Raw genomic sequence first — 23,486 nt, 5'->3', positions numbered from 1 at the left:
CTCGTAGCTGGGCCCCGGCCTTCGCCGGGGAAGCGTGGACTTAAGCGACCGCTCTACATTATCGGCGGCAGCTTGGTCGCCTCATAAGTCGTGATCTTCTCGCTCGCGCACGAATGCTCGCGGAAGGCGGCGAGCAACTTCTTGATCCCCGGCGTCGCGAAATGCGCCTGGAGCGCCGCCATGTCGCGCCACTCCTCGAAGAAGACGAGCTTGAGCGGCTCCTCGCTGTCGATCCGCACCGCGTGGCTGATGCAGCCGCCTTCGGAGCGCGAACGGTGGACGTGCGCTTGGGCGGCCTCGAGCAAGGCTTCGAAACTGCCGGGCTTGGCGGTGACGCTGCCGGTGACGATGATCATCGTCTTCTCCTTCGCCGACCAGCTAGAGCGGCGACGGGGGAACGGTCAATCAGGCCGCTTCGGCGTCGGCATCGGGCGTGAGCAGCCATTTTTCGGCAGTCGCCGCATCTTCGAAGCAGCGCGCGCTCCGCGTATCGAGCGCGCGCATCAACTGGCTGCGCGCGAGCGTGCGGCTGACCACGAACGCCAGCCGGCGCGAGCGATAGGCAGGATCGGCGAGCAGCGCCTGAAACGACGCGACGACATCCTGCGCCTGCACCTTCATGCCCGAGACGTCGTTGAGCGTCAGGTGACGATTGGGTCCGCAGGTCAGCTTGGCGTGCTCGACCGCGCGCGCGGCATAGAACGCTTGGATGTCGTCGGGGGTGAAGAAGCCGGACATCCTGATCCGGATCAAATCGCGCGCCGGCTCGGCGGTGACGGTGAATTGCGCGGGCATGTCACCGATCGGTAAGGCGAAAGTTTTGCAAAATTGCTAAAACCTAGCCCACGCCCTCCAGCGCCTTTTGGCGGCGGCGCTGGACCGAGCTGCCGATCCCCATCGCCTCGCGATATTTGGCCACGGTACGCCGCGCGATGCCGAAGCCCTTGACATTGAGCATGTCGACCAACGTGTCGTCGCTCAGGATCGCCTTGGAATCCTCGGCCTGGATCAGCGCGCGGATCGCCGACTTGACCGCTTCGGCCGACACCGCGTCGCCGCCGTCGGCGGCCTGGATAGCGCTGGTGAAGAAATATTTGAGCTCGAACAACCCCCGCGCGCAGCTGAGATATTTGTTCGACGTCACGCGGCTGACGGTCGATTCGTGCATTTCGATCGCGTCGGCGACCTGGCGCAACGTCATTGGCTTCAAATGCGCGACGCCGTGAAGGAAGAACGCCTCCTGCTGCTTCACGATCTCGCTCGCGACCTTGATGATCGTGCGCTGGCGTTGGTCGAGCGCCTTGACCAGCCAGTTGGCGCTGGCGAGCATGTCCGACAACCACGCCTTCGACGCCTTGTCCTGCGGCCCGGCCGACAGCTCGACATAATAAGAGCGGTTGACGAGCAGTTTGGGCAGGGTCGCGGCGTTGATTTCGATCGCCCAGCCGTCTTTGCGCCGAGCGACGAACAGGTCCGGGGTGACCGCCTGCATCGCCTCGCCGCCGAACTTGCAGCCGGGCTTGGGGTCGTAGCCGCGCAGCTCGCGGATCATGTCCGCCAGATCCTCGTCGTCGACGTCGCACAGCCGCTTCAATCGCCCGAGATCGCCGCGCGCGACGAGATCCAGATTCTCGATCAGCCGCTTCATGCACGGATCGTAGCGGTCGGCTTCCTTCGCCTGGAGCGCCAGGCATTCGGCGAGGTCGCGCGCGCCGACCCCGGTCGGGTCGAACGTCTGGATCGTTTCGAGCACGTCCTCGACCGCGACGAGCGGCACGCCGAGGCGAGTGGCGATGTCGAGCACCGGCGTGGTCAGATATCCGGCTTCGTCGATCAGATCGATCAGATGCTGGGCGATGAACAAGTCGCGCGCCGACAACACTTCGCCCGCCTGGTGGAGCAGATGATCAGCGAGGCTGAGCGAGGTATCGGCGAACGCGTCGAGATCGGGACCGTCCTCGCTCATTCCGCCCGAGCCGCCGCCGTTGAGCCCGAGAGAGCCGTCCATCCCGGCCTGGTCGGCGGCGCTGTCGTGGTGGAAGCTTTCGGCGGCGAAATCGACGTCGAGCGCCGCCTCGCCGCCGCTGTCGCCGTTGAGCAAGGCGTCGGCGCTCGCGGGCTCCTCGCCGATGACCGGCTCGGGTTCGCGATCGATCGTCGGGCCGTCGTCGTCGGGTGCCGCGCTATCGAGCAGCGGATTGCGCTCGATTTCCTCTCCAATAAACGCCTCAACCTCAAGGTTGCTGAGCGCAAGCAGCCGGATCGCCTGCTGCAGCTGCGGCGTCATCACCAAGGATTGCGACTGCCGAAGGTCGAGACGCGGCGCGAGGCTCATAGCGTTGACACCGTCGCCCCGGCGAACGCCGGGGCCGCTTGGTAATTTGCCGGTCCTTCACCGCCAACGGTCCCGGCCTCCGCCAGGACGACGAGAGGAGAAGAGTCACGCATGGCTACAAGGTAAAACTCTCGCCCAGATACAGCCGCCGCACATTCTCGTCTGCGACGAGTTCTTCGGGCGAGCCCGCGAACAGCACGCGGCCGTCATAGATGATGTAGCCGCGATCGACGATGTCGAGCGTCTCGCGCACGTTATGGTCGGTGATCAGCACGCCGATGCCGCGCTTCTTCAATTCGACGATCAGGTCGCGAATGTCCGAGATCGACAGCGGGTCGATCCCGGCGAACGGCTCGTCTAGCAGCATGATCGACGGATTGGCGGCAAGCGCGCGCGCGATCTCGGCGCGGCGACGTTCGCCGCCCGACAGCGCCATCGCGGGCGCATCGCGCAGCCGCGTGAGCCCGAATTCTTCTAGCAACGTGTCGAGCCGCTTGGCACGCGCCGACTTGTCGGGCTCGGAGAGTTCGAGCACCGCGAGGATGTTGCCTTCGACCGTCAGCCCGCGAAAGATCGAGGTTTCCTGCGGCAAATACCCCAACCCCAGGATCGCGCGGCGATACATCGGCAGGCCAGTGATATCGTCGCCGTCGAGCATGATCCGGCCCGAATCGGGCTTCACCAGCCCCATCACCGAATAGAAGCAGGTCGTCTTGCCCGCTCCGTTGGGGCCGAGCAGTCCGATCACCTCGCCCGGCCCGACCGACACCGACACGTCGGACAGCACCACGCGCTTGTCGTACGACTTGGCGATCGACACCACCGACAGACCCCGCATCACCGGCGCTTCGGCGATCGGTTCGATCGATTCCAGAGTGGTCATCTCGTCCATACCGGCTCCGTCAGTGCCCGCCGCATGGTTACCGGATCGTTACCGGTGAGCCAATTGGCAAGCTTCGTGCATGGCGCACGCGCAAATCCATGCCCCGCCCGCGCCGCCAAGGGAAGCGGCACGCGACAATCTCAGGCAAAAATCGGCTATTTTGTTTGACGCGCTCACGCGCGTGTGCGGTGCCAGCCCGCTCCCCACCCGGCCGCCCAATCAGTTTACCCTATGGGCGATCGGGTGGGGGAGCGGGCTGGCACCGTCTCGATACAGCCAAGCTGCATCGCAAACTAATTGCGTTTGGGCACCGAGAAGGTCCCGGTCACGCGTCCGCCGGGTGTCGTCGAGCTGGTACCGGCCGCGCCGCCGCCGCCATCGATCACCGCCCTGCCGGTGTCGAGATTGATCGTCAGCCGATTGCCGTTGACGGTATTGCCGCCCTGCGTCAGCGCGACCCCGCCGAGCATGATCACGACGCGCCGATTGATGTCGTAGACCCCATACGCGCCGCGCGCGGTCTGGTCCGGCCGAGTCACGACGACTCCGCCCGACGCGTCGATCCGCGAGGCTTGCGGCGAGCCGCCGCTCAGCGCCTTGCCCGAATAGCTGATCGTCACCCGCGACGCGCGCAACGTCATTTCGGCCTGACGCACCGTCACGCCACCCGACAGGATCGCACGGCCCTGCTGGTCCTGGAGTTCGGCATGCCCTGCATCGAAGCTGATCGGCGCGTTCGAATCGTGACGCTGTTGCGCGACCGCGGCATCGGCTGCGGCGAGCCCGCCGATTATCGCGAGAAGGGTGGTGATACGCATCGCGCCTATCTCGCGTGTCGCGGCGCAATGCGCAAGCGGACGTGCCCGTCGAGCTCGACCGAGCGATTGTCGAGATCGGCACTCATCGTGTTGGCGGAGAACGTGCCTTGCGGCACCGTGCCCGATACGCCCGACGAGCCGTTCATCGTCTTGGTCTTGAGGTCGACCGTCGCGGCGTTGCTCTTGAGGCTGTAGCCGTTGGGGCCATCGAACGTGATCGGGCCGGCGACCTCGACCTGCTGGTTGATCGGATTGAAGCGTCCGCTGGGCGCCTGAAGCTTGGCGATGCCGTTGGGCAATTGCATCTCGGCGACCAGTTGCTGCATGTCGACGATCGGGTCGGCGGCGCTCTTCTGTAGCGCGGATTGCGCGGTCAGCACGAACGGCTGGCCCTTATTGTCCTGCCCGCGATAGCTCGCCGCCTCGACCTTGAGCCGCTCCTTCGACACTTCGACCTTGTTCTTGTCGAGCACGAAGCTGACCTCGCTGCCGCTGGTCAGCGGCAGGAACACCATCATCGCCGCAACTACGCCCACGGCGGCCGGCAGCACGATGCGCAGCACCGCGACCAGATGGTCATGTGCGCTGCCCGGCGCCGCCCATAGCTGGCGTTCGGACCGCATCCTGACGGCAACGTCAGACATCAGACATGCGCGAAAATGTCGATTTCCGGCCAGCCGGCCAGGTCGAGCTCGGCGCGCCAGGGCAAGAAATCGAAGCAGGCTTTGGCGAGCTCGGCGCGGTTTTCACGCACCAGCCGACGGTCGAGTTCCTCGCGCATGCGGTGGAGGTAGCGCACGTCGGACGCGGCATAATCCTTCTGCGCGTCGGACAGATCGGGGCTGCCCCAGTCCGACGATTGCTGCTGCTTCGAGATATCCTGCCCGAGCAGTTCGCGGACCAGTTCTTTCAAACCATGGCGGTCGGTATAGGTGCGCACCAACCGCGACGCGGTCTTGGTGCAATAGACCGGGGCGGCCACCACGCCGAGATAGTGCTTGATCGCGGCCAGGTCGAACCGCGCGAAATGGTAGAGCTTGTCGCGCGACGGATCGCTCAGCAACGCCTTGAGGTTGGGCGCGGCATAGTCGCTCCCCGGCGCGAACCGCACGAGGTGCTCGTCTGGGCCGCCATCCGACAACTGGACCAGGCACAGCCGGTCGCGCGGCGTGATCAGCCCCATCGTCTCGGTGTCGACGGCGATCGATACTCCCGGCGCGAACAGGTCGGCGGGGATGTCTTCCTCATGCAGATGAACGGTCATCGTGCTCGCCTAACCTGATCGCGCTGAACGCTCAATGGCCGTGCTTGTGCCGGTTCAGGAAACTGAACCGGATGCGGTACCGGCCCACACCGAAGCTGCCAAGCTAGCTGCCCCTTCGGCGGCGCAGGATGTTGAGCGCCTCGACCAGCCCCGAAAACGCCATTGCGGTATAGACATATCCCTTGGGCACATGGACGCCGAAACCGTCGGCGATCAGCACCAGCCCGATCATCAGCAGGAAGCCGAGCGCGAGCATCACCACGCTCGGGTTGCGCTCGATGAACCTGGCGAGCGGATCGGCGGCGAGCATCATCACCCCGACCGCGACGATCACCGCGGCGATCATGATCGGCAGCTCGTCGGTCATCCCGACCGCGGTCAGGATCGAATCGATCGAGAACACCAGGTCGAGCAACAGGATCTGGACGATCGCCGACACGAACCCCAGCGGCTTCGCGCCGCGTTTTGCCGCCGGCGCCGCCGATTCGTGCGAATCGAGATTGTGGTGGATCTCGCTCGTCGCCTTGTACAGCAGGAACGTGCCTCCCGCGATCATGATCAGGTCGCGAATCGAGAAAGCGGTCTCGTAAATCGTGTGCCCGTTCGCGTCGCTCGCATGGAGCCCCAGATCGAACACCGGCTTCACCATCCCGACGATCAGGAACAGCGAGAATAGCAGGATGATGCGCATCACCAGCGCCAGCCCGATGCCAATTCGCCGAGTCCGTGCGCGCTCCGCCTCGGGCAGCTTGTTCGACAGCAACGCGACGAACACGAGGTTGTCGATCCCGAGCACGACCTCCATTACGATCAGCGTGACGAGCGCCGCCCAGGCAGCCGGATTGGTAAGCAGTTCGATCAACCCCATGCCTCCGGCTGTGCCGTCTCGGCAACGCCCGCGCAAGTATCGCGACTGCAAGCGCCGGAATGGGGACGATTTCGTTCGCGGCGTTGCCGTTTTTGGTTTAAGCGACTCGGGTGGCGCGGCTGTTTGCGCCCGAGGGATCGCGTCCGTCGTCCGGCGTGTTGGTCCTTGGATAGGATTTGGGCGAACCGGGAAAGACGAACAGGGCATGAGTTTCGATAAAGGTGGTCGCGGTAACCGTGGTGGGCGCGGTCGCGACAAGCGCGACAGTTTCGGCGGCAGTGACGATTTTGGCGGCGGCGGCGGCGACTTCGGTGGCGGTAGCAGCTATGGCGGCGGCGGCGGTGGCTATCGCGGCGGTGGCGGCGGCTTTGGCGGTGGCGGCGGCTTTGGCGGTGGTGGCGGTGGATTCCGCGGCGGCGGCGGCGGTGGCGGCGGCTTCCGTGGCGGCGGCGGTGGTGGCGGCGGCATGCCCCCCCAGGTCGTCGGCGAAGGCACCGGCGTGGTTAAGTTCTTCAACGGGCAAAAGGGCTTCGGCTTCGTCGTGCGCGACGATGGCGGCGAGGACGTGTTCGTCCACATCAGCGCGGTCGAGCAAGCCGGCCTGACCGGTCTCGCCGAGGGTCAGCCGCTCGGCTTCACCCTGGTCGATCGCGGGGGGCGCATTTCAGCGACCGACCTCAAGATCGAGGGCGAGCCGTTGCCCGTCACCGACCGCGGTCCGCCGCGCGATCGCGACGCCGCTCCGCGCGGTGGCGCCGGTGGTGGCGGCGGCGGGCGTGAGCTCACCGGCGAGAAGGCGACCGGCACGGTCAAGTTCTTCAACGCGATGAAGGGCTTCGGCTTCATTCAGCGCGACGACGGCCAGCCCGATGCATTCGTCCACATCTCGGCGGTCGAACGCGCCGGGATGACCAACCTCAACGAAGGCGACCGGCTCGAGTTCGAGCTCGAGGTCGACAATCGCCGCGGCAAGTATGCGGCGGTGAACCTTTCGCCGATCCAGTAAGGCCCGCGAATCGATAAAAGCCCGGCTCGCGCATCGCTGCGGGCCGGGCTTTTCCTTGTCCGGCGCGCGTCGCCCCGGCGCGTTGCCTAAGTCGATGCCGACGGGTAGTCGTTGGCCGTGCGCGATCCCGCCCCTGATGCCGCCGCGGCAGCGCGCGCTCGCCTTTGCGAAGCGCTCGAACGCGTCGGCGCCGAGGATCGCGGCGCGTTCCGCGAAGTCTATGCCCTGACCTCGGCGAAGCTTTTCGGGATTTGCCTGCGTGTCTGCGGTGACCGCAGTAGCGCGGAGGATGTGTTGCACGACGTGTATCTGACGATCTGGAAGCGCGCGGGTGCGTTCGAGCCGGGACGCGCCAGCCCGATATCGTGGCTCGCGACGATCGCGCGCAACCGCTCGATCGATTGGGTTCGCGCGCGCGGCAAGCGATCGAGCCGGCCGATCGAGGATGCCGCCGACATCGCCGACGACACACCCGATCCGCTGGCGCTGGCCGAACGCGACGACCGCTCGCGCCGCCTGCACGACTGCCTCGATGCGCTCGACGAACGCCAGCGCGAGTCGATCCGCACCGCATTTTTCGACGGGCTGACATATGCCGAGCTCGCCACCGCCAAGGGTGTGCCGCTGGGGACGATGAAGAGCTGGGTACGGCGGGGATTGCAGCAATTGAAAGGATGCGTCGGTGACGACTGACGATCCCGATCCCGATATGACCGCGGCGGAGTTCGCGCTCGGGCTGCTCGACGGCGACGAACGCGCGGCGGCGTTGCGCCGCGTGCTGGCGGATCCCGTCTTCGCGCGCGAGGTCGAGCAATGGCGCGAGCGGCTCGACGGATTGTTCGACGATTACCGCCCGGTGGCGGCGCCCGATGCGGTGGCGATGCGGCTGGCGGCGATGGATGCGTCGGCGCCGGCGCGGCCTCGCGCGGCCTGGCCGGTGCTCGCGCTCGCGACCGCGCTTGCAGCGACGATCGCCTTGTTCTTCGTCACGCGCCCCGGCCCCGCGCCGCTGCCGATTCCCCAAGCCGGCCAGCCGCACACGATGATGGTCGCGTCGTTGATGATGACCGACAAATCGGCCTCGGTCCCCGCCGTGATCGACATGACCACGGGCGAAATGCGCATCCCGCACGCCGACATGGCGCCGACGGGCAAGAGCGCGCAATTGTGGATGATCGGCGGCGACGGCATCCCCAAGCCGATGGGGATCCTCGCGCCCGAAGGCACGTCGCGGATGACGCTGGCATCGGGCGAGCGCCGCCAACTCCATGACGGGTTGACGCTCGCCGTGTCGGTCGAGCCGATCGGCGGCTCACCGACTGGAAAGCCGACCGGCCCGGTCGTCGCGAGCGGCAAGCTTACGCTCGCCTGAGCTGCATCCGCGGCGGCGGCCCGGCCGTATCTCCCCCCGCCATCAAGGCGGAGGAAAAAAGATGAAGACGTTTCAGAAATTGATGCTCGCGACGACGCTCGCGATCGGATCGACCGCGGGGATCGCGGCGATGAAGAACCCGATGGTCGGGGGCGCCGCAATGTATTCGACCAAGACTATCGTTCAGAACGCCGTCAACTCGAAGGATCACACGACGTTGGTCGCCGCGGTCAAGGCCGCCGGGTTGGTCGACACTCTGTCGGGGTCGGGGCCGTTCACCGTGTTCGCGCCGACCAACGCGGCGTTCGCCAAGCTCCCAGCCGGCACCGTCGACACGCTAGTCCTGCCCGAGAACAAGGCGACCTTGACCTCGATCCTGACCTATCACGTCGTCCCCGGGCGGATCACCGCGGCGATGATCGCCGCGAAGGCCAAGGCCAATGGCGGCACCGCGACTTACACGACCGTGCAGGGCGAGACGCTCAGCTTCACGAAGATGGGCGCCGGCTGGGCGATCATGGACGGCAAGGGCGACAAGGGCATGATCACGATTCCCAACGTGATGCAGTCCAACGGCGTGATCCACGTCATCGACACCGTGATGTTACCGTAACATCCGGAAGTCGCGAGGGGCCGGCCTTCCTCCTGTGGCCGGCCCCTCGATAAATGGTTGGCAATGTTGGATTTCGTCTGTCAGCGTTCATCGACGCTCTTTCTCATCGTCTGCCCCTCGCTCGGTTCGTCGCAATCCGCCTGTGCCGTCCCGTGACTTTCGTGACCTTCGGTTCGGGCGGACGGCGCTGATAGTGTGATCCTGGTGTCAACTTTGCGCCGGGCTCAGGTAATCATCCGCCGAAGCGTATCGATTCGGTCCGCCTCGGCCGCGGGTTTGTCGGTGCGGATGCGGTGGATACGCGGGAAGCGCATCGCCACGCCCGATTTGTGGCGTTTCGATTCGTGGATCGAATCGAATGCGACTTCGAGCACCAAGGTTTTTTCGACCTCGCGCACCGGGCCGAACCGGTTGAGCGTATGGTTGCGCACGAAGCTGTCGAGCATCTTCAGCTCGTCGTCCGTGATCCCCGAATAGGCCTTGCCCACGGGCAAGAGTTCGCCCTCGTCGGTCCAGCAGCCGAAGGTGTAGTCGCTATAGTAAGACGAGCGGCGACCGTTGCCGCGCTGCGCGTACATCATCACGCAATCGGCGGTCAGCGGGTCGCGCTTCCATTTGTACCAAAGGCCGGTGCGGCGTCCGGCGACATAGTCGGAGTCTCGGCGCTTGAGCATCACGCCCTCGATCGCGGCGTCGCGCGCGCCGGCGCGGATTTCCTCGAGCGCGTCGAAATCGCTGGCGTCGATCAGCGCGCTGAGGTCGAATCGATCGGGATGGAGTTGGGCGACGAATCGCTCGAGTCGGGCGCGACGCTCGGTCCATGCCAACGGGCGCAGGTCTTGCGAACCGTCGAACAGGATGTCGTAGAGCCGGACGAACGCGGGATACTCCTCGAGCATCTTCGCCGACACGATCTTGCGCCCCAGCCGTTGCTGTAGCGCGTTGAAGCTCGCTGCTTCGCCCCCCTGAAACTCGCCTTTCACCATCAGTTCGCCATCGAGCACGCCCGGCGTCGCGAACGCCCGCGCGACATCGGGAAAGCTGCCTGTGATGTCGTCGCCGGCCCGGCTATAGAGCCGAGTCTCGCCGCCGACATGGACGAGCTGGACGCGAATGCCGTCCCATTTCCACTCGGCGGCATAGTCGTTGAGGTCGACCCGCAAATCCTCGAGCGGGTGGGCGAGCATGAACGGGCGAAACACCGGCACGTCGGCCGCGGTCGGCTGATCGCCGCGTCCCTCGACCCAGTCGAACAGCTCGGCATAAGGTGGCCGGATCGCGTGCCACACTTCCTCGACCGCTTCGACGTCGACCGCGAAGGCTTGCGCCAGCGCAGTCTTGGCAAGTCTTGCCGAAACGCCGATCCGGAGCGCCCCGGTCGCCATCTTGAGCAAGGCGAAGCGTTCCTCGGCATCCATCCGGTCGAGCATCGCCGCGAGCGCGGCCGGCGCGTCGGAGCGCGACAGGCTGTTGAGCGTGTCGACCACCTGCGCCACCGACAACGGCTCGCCCGTCCCGTCGTCGGCACCCGGCCACAGCAAGGCGATCGTCTCCGCGGTGTCGCCGACATAGTCGCGGCTCATCCGGAACAGCACCGGATCGACCCGCGCCTCGATCAGCCCGCGGATCACCGCGGGCTTGACCGCCGGCAAATCCAGGTCGCCGGTCAGCGCCGCCATCGCCCAACCGCGGTCCGGATCGGGCGTCGCCTTGAGGTAATCGCCGATCAGCTTGAGCTTGGCGTTGCGCGACCGCGTATAGATCAGCGAATCGAGGAGCTGCGCGAAGGCGTGCATTGTATGGATCAACATGGCCGCGCGCGGGGAGTTCCGCCAGCGGCATCGCCACGCTAGCTTCGGCCGATGCGCAAACGGCTGCTGATCGTCATCCTGGCTCTGCTCTTCGGAGCCGGGTTGTATCTCTTCGCGCGCGCCGAAGCACGCCGCGACCCGGTGGTGAGGACGGCGACGTTGTCGCCGCCCGGCTGGCCGGCGGGTGCCAAGCCGATCCGCGCGGTGCTGATCAGCGACATTCACATCGGATCGCCTGCGATGGATGCGGCGCGGCTCGATCGGATCGTCGGCCAGATCGACGCGCTCAAGCCCGACATCGTGTTCATTGCCGGCGACATGATCAACGGCGCTGGCGCCAACAGCGCGGCCGCGATTGGCGAAAAGATGGTCGCGCCGCTATCGCACCTCAAGACGCCGCTTGGCGTCATCGCGGTGCTCGGCAACCACGACAATTGGACCGGAGCGGCGGTGGTCAAGGACCAGTTGCGCCGCGCAGGCGTCATCGTGCTCGACAATCGGGCGATCGTGCGCGGCCCGCTTGCGATCGGCGGGATCGGCGATCGCTTTTCCGGCCACGCTGATCTCGCCGCGACCATCGCGGCCTTGCGACCGCTCATCGGCGGTCGCCTGTTCGTGACTCATTCGCCCGACATCGTGCCGCTGCTGCCCGACGGCAGCGTGCTGCTCGCCGGGCACACGCATTGTGGGCAAGTGCAACTGTTCGGCTGGTATCCGGGTCACCAGCCCTACAACCGGCGATATCGCTGCGGCGTGATCCGCGACGGATCGCGCACCGTCGTCGTCACCGCGGGACTCGGCACCAGCGGGCCGCCGGTGCGGCTCGGCGTTCCGCCCGACCTCTGGCTGCTGACACTCGGACCCTAATCGACCCCCTTTTTAATCGCGCGGCCCGCCATCACCCCGAGCGCCAGCAGCACGACGAAGATCGCGATCGCGATGAAGAAAAGCAATTTGGCGACGCCGGCGAACGCGCTCGCGATGCCGCCGAAGCCGAGCAGCCCCAGAACCAGCGCGATGATCGCGAAGATGATGGCCCAACGCAACATGATCGTTCTCCCGTCGCGGCCAACGATCGGCTGAAGCGCGGCGTTCCCAGGATAGCACCTGAGGCGACGGCCCGCTAGATCAGCCGCAGCGCCGAGACCGCGAGCCAAGCGCCGGCCGCCACAAGCACGCCACCGATCGTCAGGTCAACCGCCCGCGCCGGCCGATCACGCCACAATGTCTCGCCGGTGATCGCCGCCCCGATCAGCACGACCAACCCGCCGACAAGCCCGCCGATCCCCGCCAGCACCGGCACACCGCCCGCCGCCACCGCGAAGGTCGCGAACATCGTGCGGTCGCCGATCCCGCTTGCGATCAACTTGCTGGTGGTCGCCACGAAGGGATGGCCACCGTCGCTCGGCTTGACCGGTTTTCTCGGCCAGATCGCGCCGCCGCCGGCCATCAGCAGCGAAAAGGCGAACAGCAATCGCGCCGCATGAACGTTGAGGTGAGGGGCGACCAGCCAGCCGCCGATAGCGGCCACTGCCTGAGTCACGAAAAGCGCGATCACCACGCCGAGCACGACGACGCCGGTCTTGCGCGACCGCTCTGCGGTAATTGCGACCATGTCCGCGCTGGGATCGGTGACCCGGATCAGCAGCGCCGCGACCAGCGCCGCCATCAGCGAGTCCATCGTATCGGCTTAATGTGCGAGCCGGACCGCGCCGGCGGCGAGATAGGCGCTGGTGCAGTCGGCGTCGTTGCGGTCGCAGCCGACCGCTTCGCCCAGCATCGTGATCCAGCCGCTGATGACGACGCCGCGCTCGCCGCGCGCCAGTGCCGCTTCGATCGCGCGTGCCACCGCGACGACGGGAAGCCGCCCTTCGACCTGAGCCGCGGCGCGGATCGCATCGACCGCGCTGGCGAGGTCGGCCGGACGGGCATGCCCCGCCATCATGTTGAGCTTCGCCACGCTGGCGGCGAGATCGCGTTGGTAAACCCCCATCGCCCGAACTCCTGTTGGGACGAATGGCAGCGTGCGCCCGAGATGGTAAACGAAGGATTAAGAGCGCCGCCCGCCCCTTTGCTTGACAAACCAAGGCAGCTTCGGCATTGGCCCACCCCGACAAGCGGCGGCGCGTTCCGCCGCTTTTGCATTTCAACCTACAGGATTTGGGTCATGGCAAAGCCGACCACCGTCAAGATCAAGCTCGTCAGCTCGGCCGACACCGGTTTCTTCTACGTCACCAAGAAGAACCCGCGCACCCAGACCGAGAAGCTGTCGTTCCGCAAGTACGATCCCGTCGTGCGCAAGCACGTCGAGTTCAAGGAAGCGAAGATCAAATAAGCCTCCGGCTTATTTGTCCCCGCGAAGGCGGGGACCTTAGGCCGCAGGGGTAACCTTCGCGGCCTTTGCTTTGCCTAAAGCAGCGCGCTCACTTCCGCGACGAACCGCGCCACCGAGATCGGCTTCGACACGTATGCGTCGGCGCCCGCCGCGCGGATGCGATCCTCGTCCTCGCGTCCGGCATAGGCGGTCACCGCCATGATCGGCGTCCGTCCCAACGCAGTGTCGCGTTTGATCTGCTCGATCAACTCCAGACCGCTGACATGCGGCAGCTGAATGTCCATCACGATCAGGTCGGGTGCGAACGACCGTGCGCGCTCGACCGCCTCGCGCCCGTCGCGCACCGGCTCCGTCGCGAAGTCGTGCGCGCGCAACAAGTCGCAGAACAGTTTGAGGTTGAGCTCGTTGTCCTCGACAACGAGCACGCGCTTTGCCACGGGGAGTTCGTTCTCCATTCCGACACGATAGCAATGCCAGCGCCCGACACCAATCACGATCCAGCGACGCTCGCGCTCCAGGCCCTGGTCTGGACGCTCGCTGAGCCCGCGCGCGCTGCGCGGCTGCTCGCCGTCACCGGTCTGACCGCGGGCGACCTCAAGCAATCGGCGGGCGATCGCGCGACCTTGTCGGCGCTACTCGGCTTTCTCGAAAACCATGAGCCCGATCTGATCGCCTGCGCCGAGGAGCTGGCGGTGAAGCCCGAAGCCTTGGTCGCCGCGCATCGCGAGCTCGAGGCGTGAGTCGCGCGCTCCTCATCTGCGATTGCGACGAGGTGCTGCTCCACATGGTGCGGCATTTCGGCGTGTGGCTGCGCGAGCACCACGACATCGACTTCTCGCCCGACGGCGGCGATTTCGCGAATTCGATGAAGCACGCCGACGGACGCCCGGTCGAGCGCGAAACGATGTGGGGGATGCTCGACGCATTCTTCCCTGGCGAAATGGATCGCCAGACCTTGGTGCCGGGCGCCGCGGAGGCACTGGCGGCGCTGTCGGAGCAGGCCGACATCGTCGTCCTGACGAACCTCGGCGATCATTGCCGCGACGATCGGATCACTCAGTTGGCCCGCCATGGCATTCACCACCGAGTCGAGACCAACCAAGGTGGGAAGGGCGGCCCCGTTGCCAAGCTGGTCGCAGAACATGGCAACCCGGTGACGGTGTTCGTCGATGATCTGGCGACGCACCACGAATCGGTCGCCCGGCATGCGCCGCAAGTCCATCGTCTGCACTTGATTGCCGAGCCGCGCATGGCGCCCAGCGTTCCCCCGGCCCCGTTCGCACACGCCCGGATCGATGACTGGGCCGAGGCGCAGCGCTGGATCGCGGCGCGCTTTGACGCCAACCAACCCGCACAAGAACCAAACACGCCCATCGAAGGAGTATCGCCATGACCGACCGTATCGACCGCAAGCTCGAGGAAATGGGGCTGACTCTGCCCGCCGCCGCCGCGCCGGTCGCGTCGTACGTGCCGAGCGTCGATGCCGGCGGGATGCTGCACATTTCGGGGCAATTGCCGTTCAAGGACGGCAAGGTCGTCACGGGGCGACTGGGCGGCGATCTCGACAAGGTCGCGGGGCAGGAAGCCGCCGAATTGTGCGGGCTGATGCTTGTCGCGCAGATCAAGGCGGCGCTGGGCGGCGACCTTTCGCGCGTCGAGCGGATCGTCAAGCTCGGCGTGTTCGTCAATTCGTCGCCCGACTTTACCGACCAGCCCGAAGTGGCGAACGGTGCGTCGAACCTGATGGAGGCGTTGTTCGGCGATGCCGGCAAGCACGCCCGTAGCGCGGTCGGCGTCGCGGTATTGCCGCGTGGTGCGGCGGTCGAGGTGGACGCGGTGGTGAAGCTAGCCGACTGACCCTATCTGGGGCCGGTGACTTCCCATCCGATTACCGCACGCGTCGCCGACGGCGTTTCGTCGATTTCGGCCGCCGATTGGGATGCGTGCGCCGGCACCGCAAACCCGTTCGTCGGGCACGCCTTCCTATCGATCCTCGAGCAATCGGGTAGCGTCGGGCGCGGCACTGGTTGGCAGCCCTTGCCGATCGTCGTCGATGACACGGACGATCGCCCCGGTGCGATCGCGCCAGCCTATGCCAAGAGCCACAGCCAAGGCGAGTACGTTTTCGACCATGCTTGGGCCGATGCGTGGGAGCGCGCCGGCGGCACCTATTACCCCAAGCTTCAGGTGGCGACGCCGTTCACCCCGGTGCCGGGGCCGCGGCTGTTGTTGCGCGACCAAGCGCTGGCCCCGGCGCTGATCGCTGGCCTCGAAGCGTTGACCGACGAGAATGGACTGTCCTCGGCGCATGCTACGTTCGTTGCGCCCGACCAAGTGCCGTTGTTCGAAGCGGCGGGCTGGCTGATCCGCGAGGGTACGCAGTTCCACTGGCGCAATGAGGGCTATCGCAGCTTCGATGATTTTCTCTCAGCCCTGTCGAGCCGCAAGCGCAAGGCGATTCGCCACGAGCGCGCAAAGGCGGTCGAAGGGCTGACGATCCGCCACCTGACCGGCGCCGGTTTGACCGAGGCGCATTGGGACGCGTTCTGGGTGTTCTATCAGGACACCGGCAGCCGGAAGTGGGGGCATCCGTATTTGACTCGGCCGTTCTTCTCGCTGCTCGGCGAGCGAATGGCGGATCAGGTTCTGCTGATCCTCGCCGAGCGCGACGGCCGCCCGATCGCCGGTGCGCTCAACCTGATCGGTGCCGACACGCTCTACGGCCGCTATTGGGGGTGCATAGAGGACGTGCCATTCCTCCATTTCGAACTATGCTATTACCAAGCCATCGACGCCGCGATCGCACGCGCGCTGGCGACGGTGGAAGCGGGCGCGCAGGGCGAGCACAAGCTCGCGCGCGGCTATGTGCCGGTGCCGACTTGGTCGGCGCATTACATTCCCGATCGCAACTTCCGCCGCGCGATCGCCGATTTTCTCGCGCGCGAGCGGCTCGGCGTGGAGAGCGACCGTGATTATCTCGGCGCGCTGACCCCGTTCAAACGCGATCAGTAAAGCGGCGTCTTGCCGCGCGGCGGCAGCGGGAAATCGCCGTTCTTGGTGACTGGCGCGACATCGACATGATTGACCTTGAACACCGCGCTGATGCCGTCGCGCCAGATCGGGGTCAGGTCCTCGGTGTATTTGGGATCATAGGGCGGCGGGTTGATCAGCCAGACATAATCGAACGCCGCGCGCGGGAAACGCGCCAGGCTGCGGTCGATCGGGCGCCAATATTCGCGCGGGCATTGCGTCAGCGTGGTGATCTGCGACGGATCGTGCGCGAACGGGCGGGCGGGCGCGTATTTGGTGGTGAGCAATTGCGCGCCGGCCATCGACCATTGATCGTTGGTATAGGCTTCCTTCCGTTCGAGCGCGAGCGCGGGCATGTGCTCGAGCCGAGTCATCTTCCAGTCGGCGACGCAATTCTGGCCGACGAAGCTGATCAGTCGCGCCCCCTGCGGAATGTGATCGAGCGCTTTGAGCTGGCGATCATAGACCTGGTCGAACAGGACATAGCTGACCGTCGTCCCGGCAGTACGAGCAATCACGAACACGAGCCCGAAGGTTGCGAACCACTGCATCGTTCGGCGGCGATTTGCCGCAAGCATTGCCTTAAGTCGCCGATCGTCGAGACCGGGATGCTTGAGCGCCAGCCACCGCGCGTCGCCGGGCAGCGGACGCGGCCGGATCGCGATGAGGGCGATCGCCACCATGAACGGCGCCAGCCGCATATCGGCGTAAGCCGATCCGAATACGATGCGGGGCAGCAGCACAAAGACGGCGACCAGAAACAACGTCGACAGCCCGAGGTTGCGTGAATATTCGATGTTTGGATCGCGGAACGACTGACACAGGATCAGCCCGAGCAAGGCGCCGGACCCGACATCGAAACTGATCCAGCGATCGCGCAACATCATCGTCAACCAGGCAAACTTGGCCTGCCAATTGAACCAGTCGGCGGTTTGCCCAGTCACATGCTGGCCGCTGCGCCAAGCGACCATCAGCAGCATCGGCAACGCGAGCGGGAGGCAGTGCAGGCCCCCGCGAAACCAGGCGATCGCCCAGCGCTTCAGCCCCGCGCTGGTGACCGGGTTGAAGCGATGCTCGACCGTCTCCTTGGCGCGGTCATGCTCGCGAACCATTTCGGCGGAGAAAGCGAGCACGCCGAGCACGCCCCAGCCGAACGTGTGGCAGATCCACAAGGCACACGACAGCGGCACGAACAAGGCCGCGCGCAGCCGGAACTTGCCCAACCGCCCGAGCCGCAGCCAGAATGCGAACATCGGCAGCGCGAGCGCCATCGACAGCATGAAATTGACGAACCCGAACTGGAACGGGAAGCAATAAGCCAGCGGCAGCGCGAACAACGCGGTCGCCGGAATCCGTCCGTGCACTTCACGCGCGATCCACAACAGCCCGACCACGATCAGCGGCGGGATCGCCATCACGATCAGCTTGACCGTCAACTCGAGCCCCAACACCGGCGCGAAAATCTGCACCAATATGTCGATGCCGAGATTGCCGATCAGCGACCATTTGAAGTCGTACCAATCGGTCAGCCACGGATAGCGATAAAGGTCGAGCTGGACCCGATAGCGCCCCATATGCCCGGGCAGATCGACCAACGGCGGAATGTCTGGCCACAACAACGGCACTGCCGCAAGCAGCGCCATCGCCACGACGAAGCGCCGCGTCTGCCACCATTCGAGATCGGTCGCGTGCTTGGTCGCCATCGCCAATCCCTTAGCGGGCCGTCGCCACCGGCGACAAGGCCGCGACGCGATCGACCCGGTAGAGCGCCGAGTGCGCGTTCGACCATATCAGCGTCAGGTCGCGAGCACGCGCGCGCCCGGCCGGGAACCCGACCGTCCAGACATAATTGAACGTGGCGCGATCGAACCCAGCGATCGCCGCATCGAAATACCTTTTTTCGGCGCGGGGGTCGTCTTGGGGAACGAGTTGCGACGGGTCGCGGTCGAGCGGCGCAGCGGCCGGATGGCGCGGCGCGATCAATTGCTGACCCGAAATCGCCCATTGCTCGTTGGTGAAGGCACGCGACCGCGCCACCGCGATGCCCGCGATATGACCGAGGCGCGGATTAACCCACTTCGCCGTCGAGGGCTCGTCGACCAGCGCCAGCACGGCCGCCCCTGGCGGTATGTACGCGACTGCTGCCAGTTCCTTGGCTTGCCCTTGTGCAATCAGGGCGAAGGCAATCGTCGAGGTTCCCAGTCGTAGCAGGAAAAATGCCGCACCGAATGCCGCAAGCGGACGTACCACATCTTCGTCGGCGCGAATCGCCAACGCCGCGAGCGCGACAGTATAAGGCAGCATCCGCATATCGACATATGCACCGCCCGCGAACAGCCGCGGCGTCACCACGAACGCAATCAACCCGAACAGTGCTGGCACCCCAAGCAGCGGTTCAAACCGCATCCGCCGAGAGCGGATCGCGGTCCACAATAGTGCTGCTAGTGCGACCACGCAGGTGACATCGTATATCTTCCAACGCTCCTGAAGCAGCGAAACGATCCACTGCGCCTTGATGGAGAGGTGGAACCAATCGCCGGTGTCGCCCGACATCGGCGTGCCCTCGGCCATCGCCAGCAATTGCGGCCAAGCCATCGGCACGCAGGCAAGCGCGGTCAGCCCAAGCCGGCCCCAGCCGCGCTCGCCGCGCCGACCACGGATCACCCATTCGGCACCGAGCACGAACAGCCCGAGCATCGCCCACCCGAAGCTGTGGCACAGCCATACCGGCCCTGCGATCCCCGCCAGCACAACGACCCGCACCCAGCCCGCGCGTGTTCGCGCCAAACGTATCCACAGTGCCAACCCCGCCATCGCGAGCGCAGCGGCGAGTGCGAAGTTGACGAAGCCGAGCTGGAACGGGAGCGCGTAGGCGAGCGGCAGCGCGAACCCCGCCGCCGCCGGCATGCGACCATGCGCCTCGCGCGCCAGCCACAGCATCGCCGCGACCGTCAGCGCGGGGATCAGCGCGACGATCAGGTGCGTCGCCGGTTCGACATCGAGCAACGGATGGAGCGCGAGCACCAGTCCCTCGATACCAAGGTTGCCGATCATCGCCCAGTGCACCGCGTAATGCTGCGCGAGCGGGCCCCGACCCGCCTCGGCAAGGATTCGATAGCCGCCGATATGGCCGGGCACGTCGGTCAGGGGCGGAATGGCGGGATAGAGCAACGGGACGGTCGCGATCACGATCGCGGTAAGTGCGACCCACCGCCGCTGCCACCACATCGTCTCTTCCCCCGCCATCGCCGGTGGCTAGGGCTTGGCGGCGCTTCTCGCAACGGTCGCGAATATTCGCCCACCCGAGGGCACCGCCGCGACCGGGCGCAGCCAGTTGGGCGCTTGGCCGCGCTCGAGCGCTTCGGCGAACGGCGCTGCGACATCGGCAAACCCGTCGCATGCAACGACGTAATCGACTCGCCAGCCGCGCGCGAGGTGGGCCGCACCTTCAGGCGTGCCGCGATAGAAAGCGTACATCGCGAGATCCCCCGCGCCGTCACGATGATACGCGCCCGCGATCAACCGCTGGCGCGTCGCCGCGATCGCGACCCCGCCGGTGTCGATCGGCGCCATCACGCGCCCCGGCGGCAAGGCGCCGAGCGCCGCAACCAGATCGGGCGCGGTGCAGCTCGCACCCGGCTTCGGCGGTGTCGCGGGCACGATCGCTTGCGCGGCTATTGGATAGAGCATCCCTGCCGAGGCGAGCCACGCGCCCGCCAGCGGCAATGCCCCGGCGCGACGCGCGGCGACGATCACAGCCGCCAGCGCGGGAGCCGCGAGCACCGCACCGTCATAGGCGCCGCGCACTTGCATCACCGCGACCGCGAACGCGCCGAGTTGGAGCGCGAGCAGCACCAGCCAGCCGCGCGACCGTTCGCGCCGCCATTGCCAGACCCCGGCGGCGATCCCCGCGACGGTCAGTCCCACATAGCCGATCGCCACCGCGAGCGGCGCCGCGAACAGCGGCTGCGCCTCGCCGACGCGCATCAGCCATAGCGAGCGCAGCAGCGGGGGAACGTTGCCATATGGGGCAAAGCATTGTGGCGTACTGATCGCCAGCGTCGCGGCGAGCGCCAGCGCGCTCGATATGCCGAGCGCCAGCCGGACCCGCGCCGACGAATCCCATCCGGCCAGCGCCAGCCCGATCGGGACGAAGGAAGCGACCATCAGCGCGCGCGCGGAAATCGCGGTGAAGCCATCGCATGCGGCATAATCCCACGCGATCGTGCGGAAGATGATCGACGACGCCAGCGTCGCCGCACAAAGCGCGATGCCGAACCCCATCAACCGATCGCGCGCCGGCCGTCCGCCGATCACCCAATCGATCACGATCACCAACCCGATCAGCGCGAGCAACGGCGTCGTCTCCATCCCGACCACGACGCTCAGGCTCGTCGCGACCCCGGCGACCAGCCCCGCCATCATCGATCCGGGCCGCACCAGCATCAGCGTCGCAAGCAATGCGAAAACGATCTGGAGATTGTGGTGGTCGATCCGCCCCGGCAGAAACAAGGTGCTGGCGGGATAGGCGAAGGCAGCGACGATCATCGCCGGCCGCGCAATCTCCGCGCCACCGACCGCGCGCGCGATCCGCCCGGTCAGACCGATCGCGGCCGCGAGCAGCATCGCCGGCCAGGCGATCACCGCGACGATTTCCGCCATATGCCGCCCGACCAGCCCATCGAGCGACCAGATGATCACGCCCGGCACCAGGTCCGGCAGCCGCGACCAGTGCATCGGCACACCATCGGCGCCGAGGCGATATTGAGTCAGGTCCGCGAACGCTTGCCCGCCGAGCCAGTCGCGGATCTGCTGGAGCCGCATCATGTCGTCCGAGTCGGGCAATCGCAGCGCGGCGAGATTGGACCAGTCGCGCACGCTCCACGCCGCGGCCAGCACACCCGCCAGCAACGCCGCCACCAGTGCGTCGATCCACGCCAAGCGATCGGTCCGTTCCATCGCGGGTGCTTAGCCCGGCGGCAGTTAAGAGCAGGCTAAACTCCCCTCCCTCCCGGGAAGGGGAGATCTCAGCGGTCGCGCCGCCCCAACAACCGCAACCGCAGCGCGTTGAGCTTGATGAATCCGGCCGCATCGCGCTGGTCGTACGCGCCCTGATCGTCCTCGAAGGTCACGACCTTCTCGCTGTAGAGCGAGTAAGGCGACTTGCGCCCGATGACATAGACACCACCCTTGTAGAGCTTGAGGCGGACGGTGCCGGTGACCTTCTCCTGGCTGTGGTCGATCGCGGCTTGGAGTATCTCGCGCTCGGGCGAGAACCAGAAGCCGTTATAGATCAATTCGGCATAGCGCGGCGCGAGCTCGTCCTTAAGGTGCGCCGCACCCCGGTCGAGCGTCAATTGCTCGATGCCGCGATGCGCGAGGTGATAGATCGTGCCGCCCGGCGTCTCGTACATGCCGCGCGACTTCATCCCGACGAAGCGGTTCTCGACTAGGTCGAGCCGCCCGATGCCGTGGCGCTTGCCGAGTTCGTTGAGCCTGGTCAGCAAGGTCGCTGGCGACATGCCCTCGCCGTTGAGCGCGACGCCGTCGCCGCGCTCGAAATCGATCGTGATGATTTCGGGCGTGTCGGGCGCGTCCTCGGGATTGTCGGTGCGCGAATAGACGTAATCGGGCACTTCCTCCCACGGATCCTCGAGCACCTTACCCTCGGACGACGTATGGAGAAGGTTGCCGTCGGTCGAGAACGGCGCCTCGCCGCGCTTGTCCTTGGCCACCGGGATCTGGTGCGCTTCGGCGAACTCGATCAGCTTGCTTCGGCTGGTCAAATCCCATTCGCGCCACGGCGCGATCACCTTGATGTCGGGCGCGAGCGCGTAATAGGAGAGCTCGAAGCGGACCTGATCGTTGCCCTTGCCGGTGGCGCCGTGCGCCACCGCGTCGGCGCCGGTTTGGCGGGCGATCTCGATCTGGCGCTTGGCGATAAGCGGCCGCGCGATCGAGGTACCGAGCAGGTACTGCCCCTCATAAAGCGCATTGGCGCGGAACATCGGGAAGACGAAATCGCGGACGAATTCCTCGCGCAAATCGTCGATGAAGATCGCGCGCACCCCGAGCAGCTCGGCCTTCTCCCGGGCCGGCTCCAGCTCCTCGCCCTGCCCGAGATCGGCGGTGAAGGTGACGACCTCACACCGGTAGGTCTGCTGCAGCCAGCGCAGGATGACCGAGGTGTCGAGCCCGCCCGAATAGGCCAGTACCACTTTCTTCACCTCGCCCGGCTTCACCCTGTCGGCCATGTCCCGCTCCGCTCAACAATCACCCCGGTGTTTTGTCATTGCGCCGGGAAAGCCGCAATCGCATGCGGTGGCGATCCCCGACGGTGTTCGATGTTTTCGCTGTTATCTGCAGAAAAAATACGGCCAGCTGCCTCGTCTCCGATATCCGAACGCATCCCTGGGTTGGCCATCCCGGCGAAGGCCGGGCCCCATCGCTCATCAGGCGCGAATGGCCGAAGCGTGGGTCCTGGCCTTCGCCGAGTTGGCGGGAAAACGCACAGAGCGCTGGGCAACACTTCGCGATCAGGACTAGCGGGCATGGCGCGCGATAAAATCGACGACCGCATCAAGCGCGCCGAAGCGGGCCAGGTCCTCGTGGCCGCCCTCGGGGGCGAACCAGCGCTCCTTCGGCTCCATCGCAGCGGCGAACAGCGCGTCACCAAAATGCGGCGGGACGACCGGGTCGCGGCCGCCCTGCAGGACCAGCAGGGGCGCCCTCACCTGGCCGATGCGCGAAAGCGCGTCGAAGCGGTCCAGCACCAAGAGCTTTGCCGGCACAAACGGGTAATGGTGCTGCGCCACCGCCGCGATGCTGGTGAACGGCGATTCGAGCACCAGCGCCCCGATCTGCACGGTCGCCGCCATCTCGACCGCCACCGCCGAGCCGAGCGATTCGCCGTAGAGCACGAGCCGCTTGCCGGCGATCCCCTCGCCCCGCAGAAAATCGAGCGAGGCGTGGCCGTCGGCAAACAGCCCGGCTTCGCTCGGAGTGCCGGGGTTGCCGCCATAGCCGCGATATTCCGGCATCAGGACGCCGAAGCCGTCGCGGGCGAACCGCATCAGCCGATCGGCGCGGTAGGCGATATTGCCGCCATTGCCATGAAAATACGCGATGACCCGGCGGCCTTCCCGCGGCGG

At 66.2% G+C, this 23,486-nt stretch carries 28 protein-coding genes; 10 read left to right on the top strand and 18 right to left on the bottom strand.

Annotation, left to right across the window (positions count from 1 at the left end; all coding sequences use genetic code 11):
* Positions 1–53 precede the first annotated feature (53 nt).
* The 8 genes from VH326_RS10960 to VH326_RS10925 form a co-directional block, all read right to left on the bottom strand.
* Complete coding sequence (locus tag VH326_RS10960; RefSeq protein WP_329631859.1) at positions 54–356, bottom strand: putative quinol monooxygenase; 303 nt, start codon at positions 354–356, stop codon at positions 54–56.
* Positions 357–405: 49 nt separating this feature from the next.
* Positions 406–795, bottom strand: a complete 390-nt coding sequence (locus tag VH326_RS10955) for a hypothetical protein (protein WP_329631858.1) — start codon at positions 793–795, stop codon at positions 406–408.
* A 43-nt stretch (positions 796–838) separates the two neighbouring features.
* On the bottom strand, positions 839–2,335 hold the full coding sequence (gene rpoN / locus VH326_RS10950; RefSeq protein ID WP_329631857.1) for an RNA polymerase factor sigma-54: 1,497 nt from the start codon (positions 2,333–2,335) through the stop codon (positions 839–841).
* 115 nt (positions 2,336–2,450) lie between these two features.
* Entirely contained in the window at positions 2,451–3,227 is a 777-nt protein-coding gene (gene lptB / locus VH326_RS10945) for an LPS export ABC transporter ATP-binding protein (protein WP_329631856.1), read from the bottom strand.
* A gap of 284 nt (positions 3,228–3,511) precedes the next feature.
* Positions 3,512–4,036, bottom strand: coding sequence for an LptA/OstA family protein (locus tag VH326_RS10940; RefSeq protein ID WP_329631855.1), 525 nt, complete (start codon positions 4,034–4,036; stop codon positions 3,512–3,514).
* Positions 4,037–4,041: 5 nt separating this feature from the next.
* Complete coding sequence (lptC, locus tag VH326_RS10935) at positions 4,042–4,680, bottom strand: LPS export ABC transporter periplasmic protein LptC (protein WP_329631854.1); 639 nt, start codon at positions 4,678–4,680, stop codon at positions 4,042–4,044.
* Complete coding sequence (locus VH326_RS10930; RefSeq protein WP_329631853.1) at positions 4,680–5,300, bottom strand: ribonuclease D; 621 nt, start codon at positions 5,298–5,300, stop codon at positions 4,680–4,682. Before VH326_RS10930 ends, lptC begins: the two co-directional genes overlap by 1 nt.
* A gap of 103 nt (positions 5,301–5,403) precedes the next feature.
* Positions 5,404–6,168 carry a TerC family protein gene (locus tag VH326_RS10925; RefSeq protein ID WP_329631852.1) on the bottom strand — a complete coding sequence of 255 codons (765 nt, stop codon included), beginning with the start codon at positions 6,166–6,168 and terminating at the stop codon, positions 5,404–5,406.
* A gap of 205 nt (positions 6,169–6,373) precedes the next feature.
* Between VH326_RS10925 and VH326_RS10920 the strand changes: the two genes are divergently transcribed.
* From VH326_RS10920 to VH326_RS10905, 4 genes are all read left to right on the top strand, one after another.
* The gene (locus VH326_RS10920; protein ID WP_329631851.1) at positions 6,374–7,174 is read left to right on the top strand and encodes a cold-shock protein; all 801 of its coding nucleotides are present in this window, start codon (positions 6,374–6,376) and stop codon (positions 7,172–7,174) included.
* 117 nt (positions 7,175–7,291) lie between these two features.
* A complete protein-coding gene (locus VH326_RS10915) occupies positions 7,292–7,867 on the top strand; it encodes a sigma-70 family RNA polymerase sigma factor (RefSeq protein WP_329631850.1) in 576 nt (191 codons plus the stop codon).
* Positions 7,857–8,546: an anti-sigma factor gene (locus VH326_RS10910; RefSeq protein WP_329631849.1), complete on the top strand. Its 690-nt coding sequence runs from the start codon at positions 7,857–7,859 to the stop codon at positions 8,544–8,546. The genes VH326_RS10915 and VH326_RS10910 overlap by 11 nt, the downstream gene beginning before the upstream one ends.
* Positions 8,547–8,628: 82 nt before the next feature.
* Positions 8,629–9,159: a fasciclin domain-containing protein gene (locus VH326_RS10905; protein ID WP_414714276.1), complete on the top strand. Its 531-nt coding sequence runs from the start codon at positions 8,629–8,631 to the stop codon at positions 9,157–9,159.
* Between the two features lie 224 nt (positions 9,160–9,383).
* Here the strand turns inward: VH326_RS10905 and VH326_RS10900 are convergent, their stop codons facing one another.
* The gene (locus VH326_RS10900) at positions 9,384–10,955 is read right to left on the bottom strand and encodes a cisplatin damage response ATP-dependent DNA ligase (RefSeq protein ID WP_329632078.1); all 1,572 of its coding nucleotides are present in this window, start codon (positions 10,953–10,955) and stop codon (positions 9,384–9,386) included.
* A gap of 66 nt (positions 10,956–11,021) precedes the next feature.
* On the opposite strand from VH326_RS10900, the gene VH326_RS10895 reads away from it, so the two are divergent.
* Positions 11,022–11,837, top strand: a complete 816-nt coding sequence (locus VH326_RS10895; RefSeq protein ID WP_329631847.1) for a metallophosphoesterase — start codon at positions 11,022–11,024, stop codon at positions 11,835–11,837.
* On the opposite strand, the gene VH326_RS10890 is transcribed toward VH326_RS10895, so the two are convergent.
* The 3 genes from VH326_RS10890 to VH326_RS10880 all read right to left on the bottom strand — a co-directional run bounded on the left by VH326_RS10890 (position 11,834) and on the right by VH326_RS10880 (position 12,963).
* Complete coding sequence (locus VH326_RS10890) at positions 11,834–12,019, bottom strand: DUF1328 domain-containing protein (RefSeq protein WP_329631846.1); 186 nt, start codon at positions 12,017–12,019, stop codon at positions 11,834–11,836. The two genes, VH326_RS10895 and VH326_RS10890, sit on opposite strands and share 4 nt — an antisense overlap.
* Positions 12,020–12,093: 74 nt before the next feature.
* On the bottom strand, positions 12,094–12,651 hold the full coding sequence (locus VH326_RS10885) for a hypothetical protein (protein WP_329631845.1): 558 nt from the start codon (positions 12,649–12,651) through the stop codon (positions 12,094–12,096).
* A 9-nt stretch (positions 12,652–12,660) separates the two neighbouring features.
* Positions 12,661–12,963, bottom strand: a complete 303-nt coding sequence (locus VH326_RS10880) for a hypothetical protein (RefSeq protein WP_329631844.1) — start codon at positions 12,961–12,963, stop codon at positions 12,661–12,663.
* A 174-nt stretch (positions 12,964–13,137) separates the two neighbouring features.
* Here VH326_RS10880 and rpmG point away from each other — a divergent pair, with 174 nt between their 5' ends.
* Positions 13,138–13,305 carry a 50S ribosomal protein L33 gene (rpmG, locus tag VH326_RS10875; protein ID WP_066808222.1) on the top strand — a complete coding sequence of 56 codons (168 nt, stop codon included), beginning with the start codon at positions 13,138–13,140 and terminating at the stop codon, positions 13,303–13,305.
* 74 nt (positions 13,306–13,379) lie between these two features.
* Here the strand turns inward: rpmG and VH326_RS10870 are convergent, their stop codons facing one another.
* Entirely contained in the window at positions 13,380–13,742 is a 363-nt protein-coding gene (locus tag VH326_RS10870; RefSeq protein WP_329632077.1) for a response regulator, read from the bottom strand.
* 33 nt (positions 13,743–13,775) lie between these two features.
* Here VH326_RS10870 and VH326_RS10865 point away from each other — a divergent pair, with 33 nt between their 5' ends.
* The 4 genes from VH326_RS10865 to VH326_RS10850 are packed head-to-tail and all read left to right on the top strand — an operon-like array spanning position 13,776 to position 16,317.
* Positions 13,776–14,045, top strand: a complete 270-nt coding sequence (locus VH326_RS10865) for a DUF3572 family protein (protein ID WP_329631843.1) — start codon at positions 13,776–13,778, stop codon at positions 14,043–14,045.
* A gap of 44 nt (positions 14,046–14,089) precedes the next feature.
* Positions 14,090–14,698, top strand: coding sequence for an HAD family hydrolase (locus VH326_RS10860; RefSeq protein WP_329632076.1), 609 nt, complete (start codon positions 14,090–14,092; stop codon positions 14,696–14,698).
* Positions 14,695–15,162 (top strand): RidA family protein, encoded by a 468-nt coding sequence (locus VH326_RS10855; RefSeq protein WP_329631842.1) that lies wholly within the window; start codon positions 14,695–14,697, stop codon positions 15,160–15,162. The genes VH326_RS10860 and VH326_RS10855 overlap by 4 nt, the downstream gene beginning before the upstream one ends.
* Before the next feature lie 15 nt (positions 15,163–15,177).
* A complete protein-coding gene (locus tag VH326_RS10850) occupies positions 15,178–16,317 on the top strand; it encodes a GNAT family N-acetyltransferase (protein ID WP_329631841.1) in 1,140 nt (379 codons plus the stop codon).
* Here VH326_RS10850 and VH326_RS10845 read toward each other — a convergent pair.
* The 5 genes from VH326_RS10845 to VH326_RS10825 all read right to left on the bottom strand — a co-directional run.
* Entirely contained in the window at positions 16,311–18,038 is a 1,728-nt protein-coding gene (locus VH326_RS10845; RefSeq protein ID WP_329631840.1) for a hypothetical protein, read from the bottom strand. The genes VH326_RS10850 and VH326_RS10845 overlap by 7 nt on opposite strands.
* Positions 18,039–18,048: 10 nt before the next feature.
* On the bottom strand, positions 18,049–19,581 hold the full coding sequence (locus VH326_RS10840) for a hypothetical protein (protein WP_329631839.1): 1,533 nt from the start codon (positions 19,579–19,581) through the stop codon (positions 18,049–18,051).
* A gap of 9 nt (positions 19,582–19,590) precedes the next feature.
* Positions 19,591–21,294 carry a hypothetical protein gene (locus VH326_RS10835; protein WP_329631838.1) on the bottom strand — a complete coding sequence of 568 codons (1,704 nt, stop codon included), beginning with the start codon at positions 21,292–21,294 and terminating at the stop codon, positions 19,591–19,593.
* A gap of 68 nt (positions 21,295–21,362) precedes the next feature.
* Entirely contained in the window at positions 21,363–22,589 is a 1,227-nt protein-coding gene (locus VH326_RS10830) for an argininosuccinate synthase (protein ID WP_329631837.1), read from the bottom strand.
* 288 nt (positions 22,590–22,877) lie between these two features.
* Positions 22,878–23,486 (bottom strand): alpha/beta hydrolase (locus VH326_RS10825; RefSeq protein WP_329631836.1); only part of this gene is annotated, 609 nt, incomplete at its 5' end.

The sequence above is a fragment of the Sphingomonas sp. genome, assembly GCF_036269755.1.
GTDB lineage: Bacteria > Pseudomonadota > Alphaproteobacteria > Sphingomonadales > Sphingomonadaceae > Sphingomonas.
The sequence above is the reverse complement of the archived record's forward strand: the minus strand, read 5'-3'. Positions and strand labels throughout refer to the sequence as shown.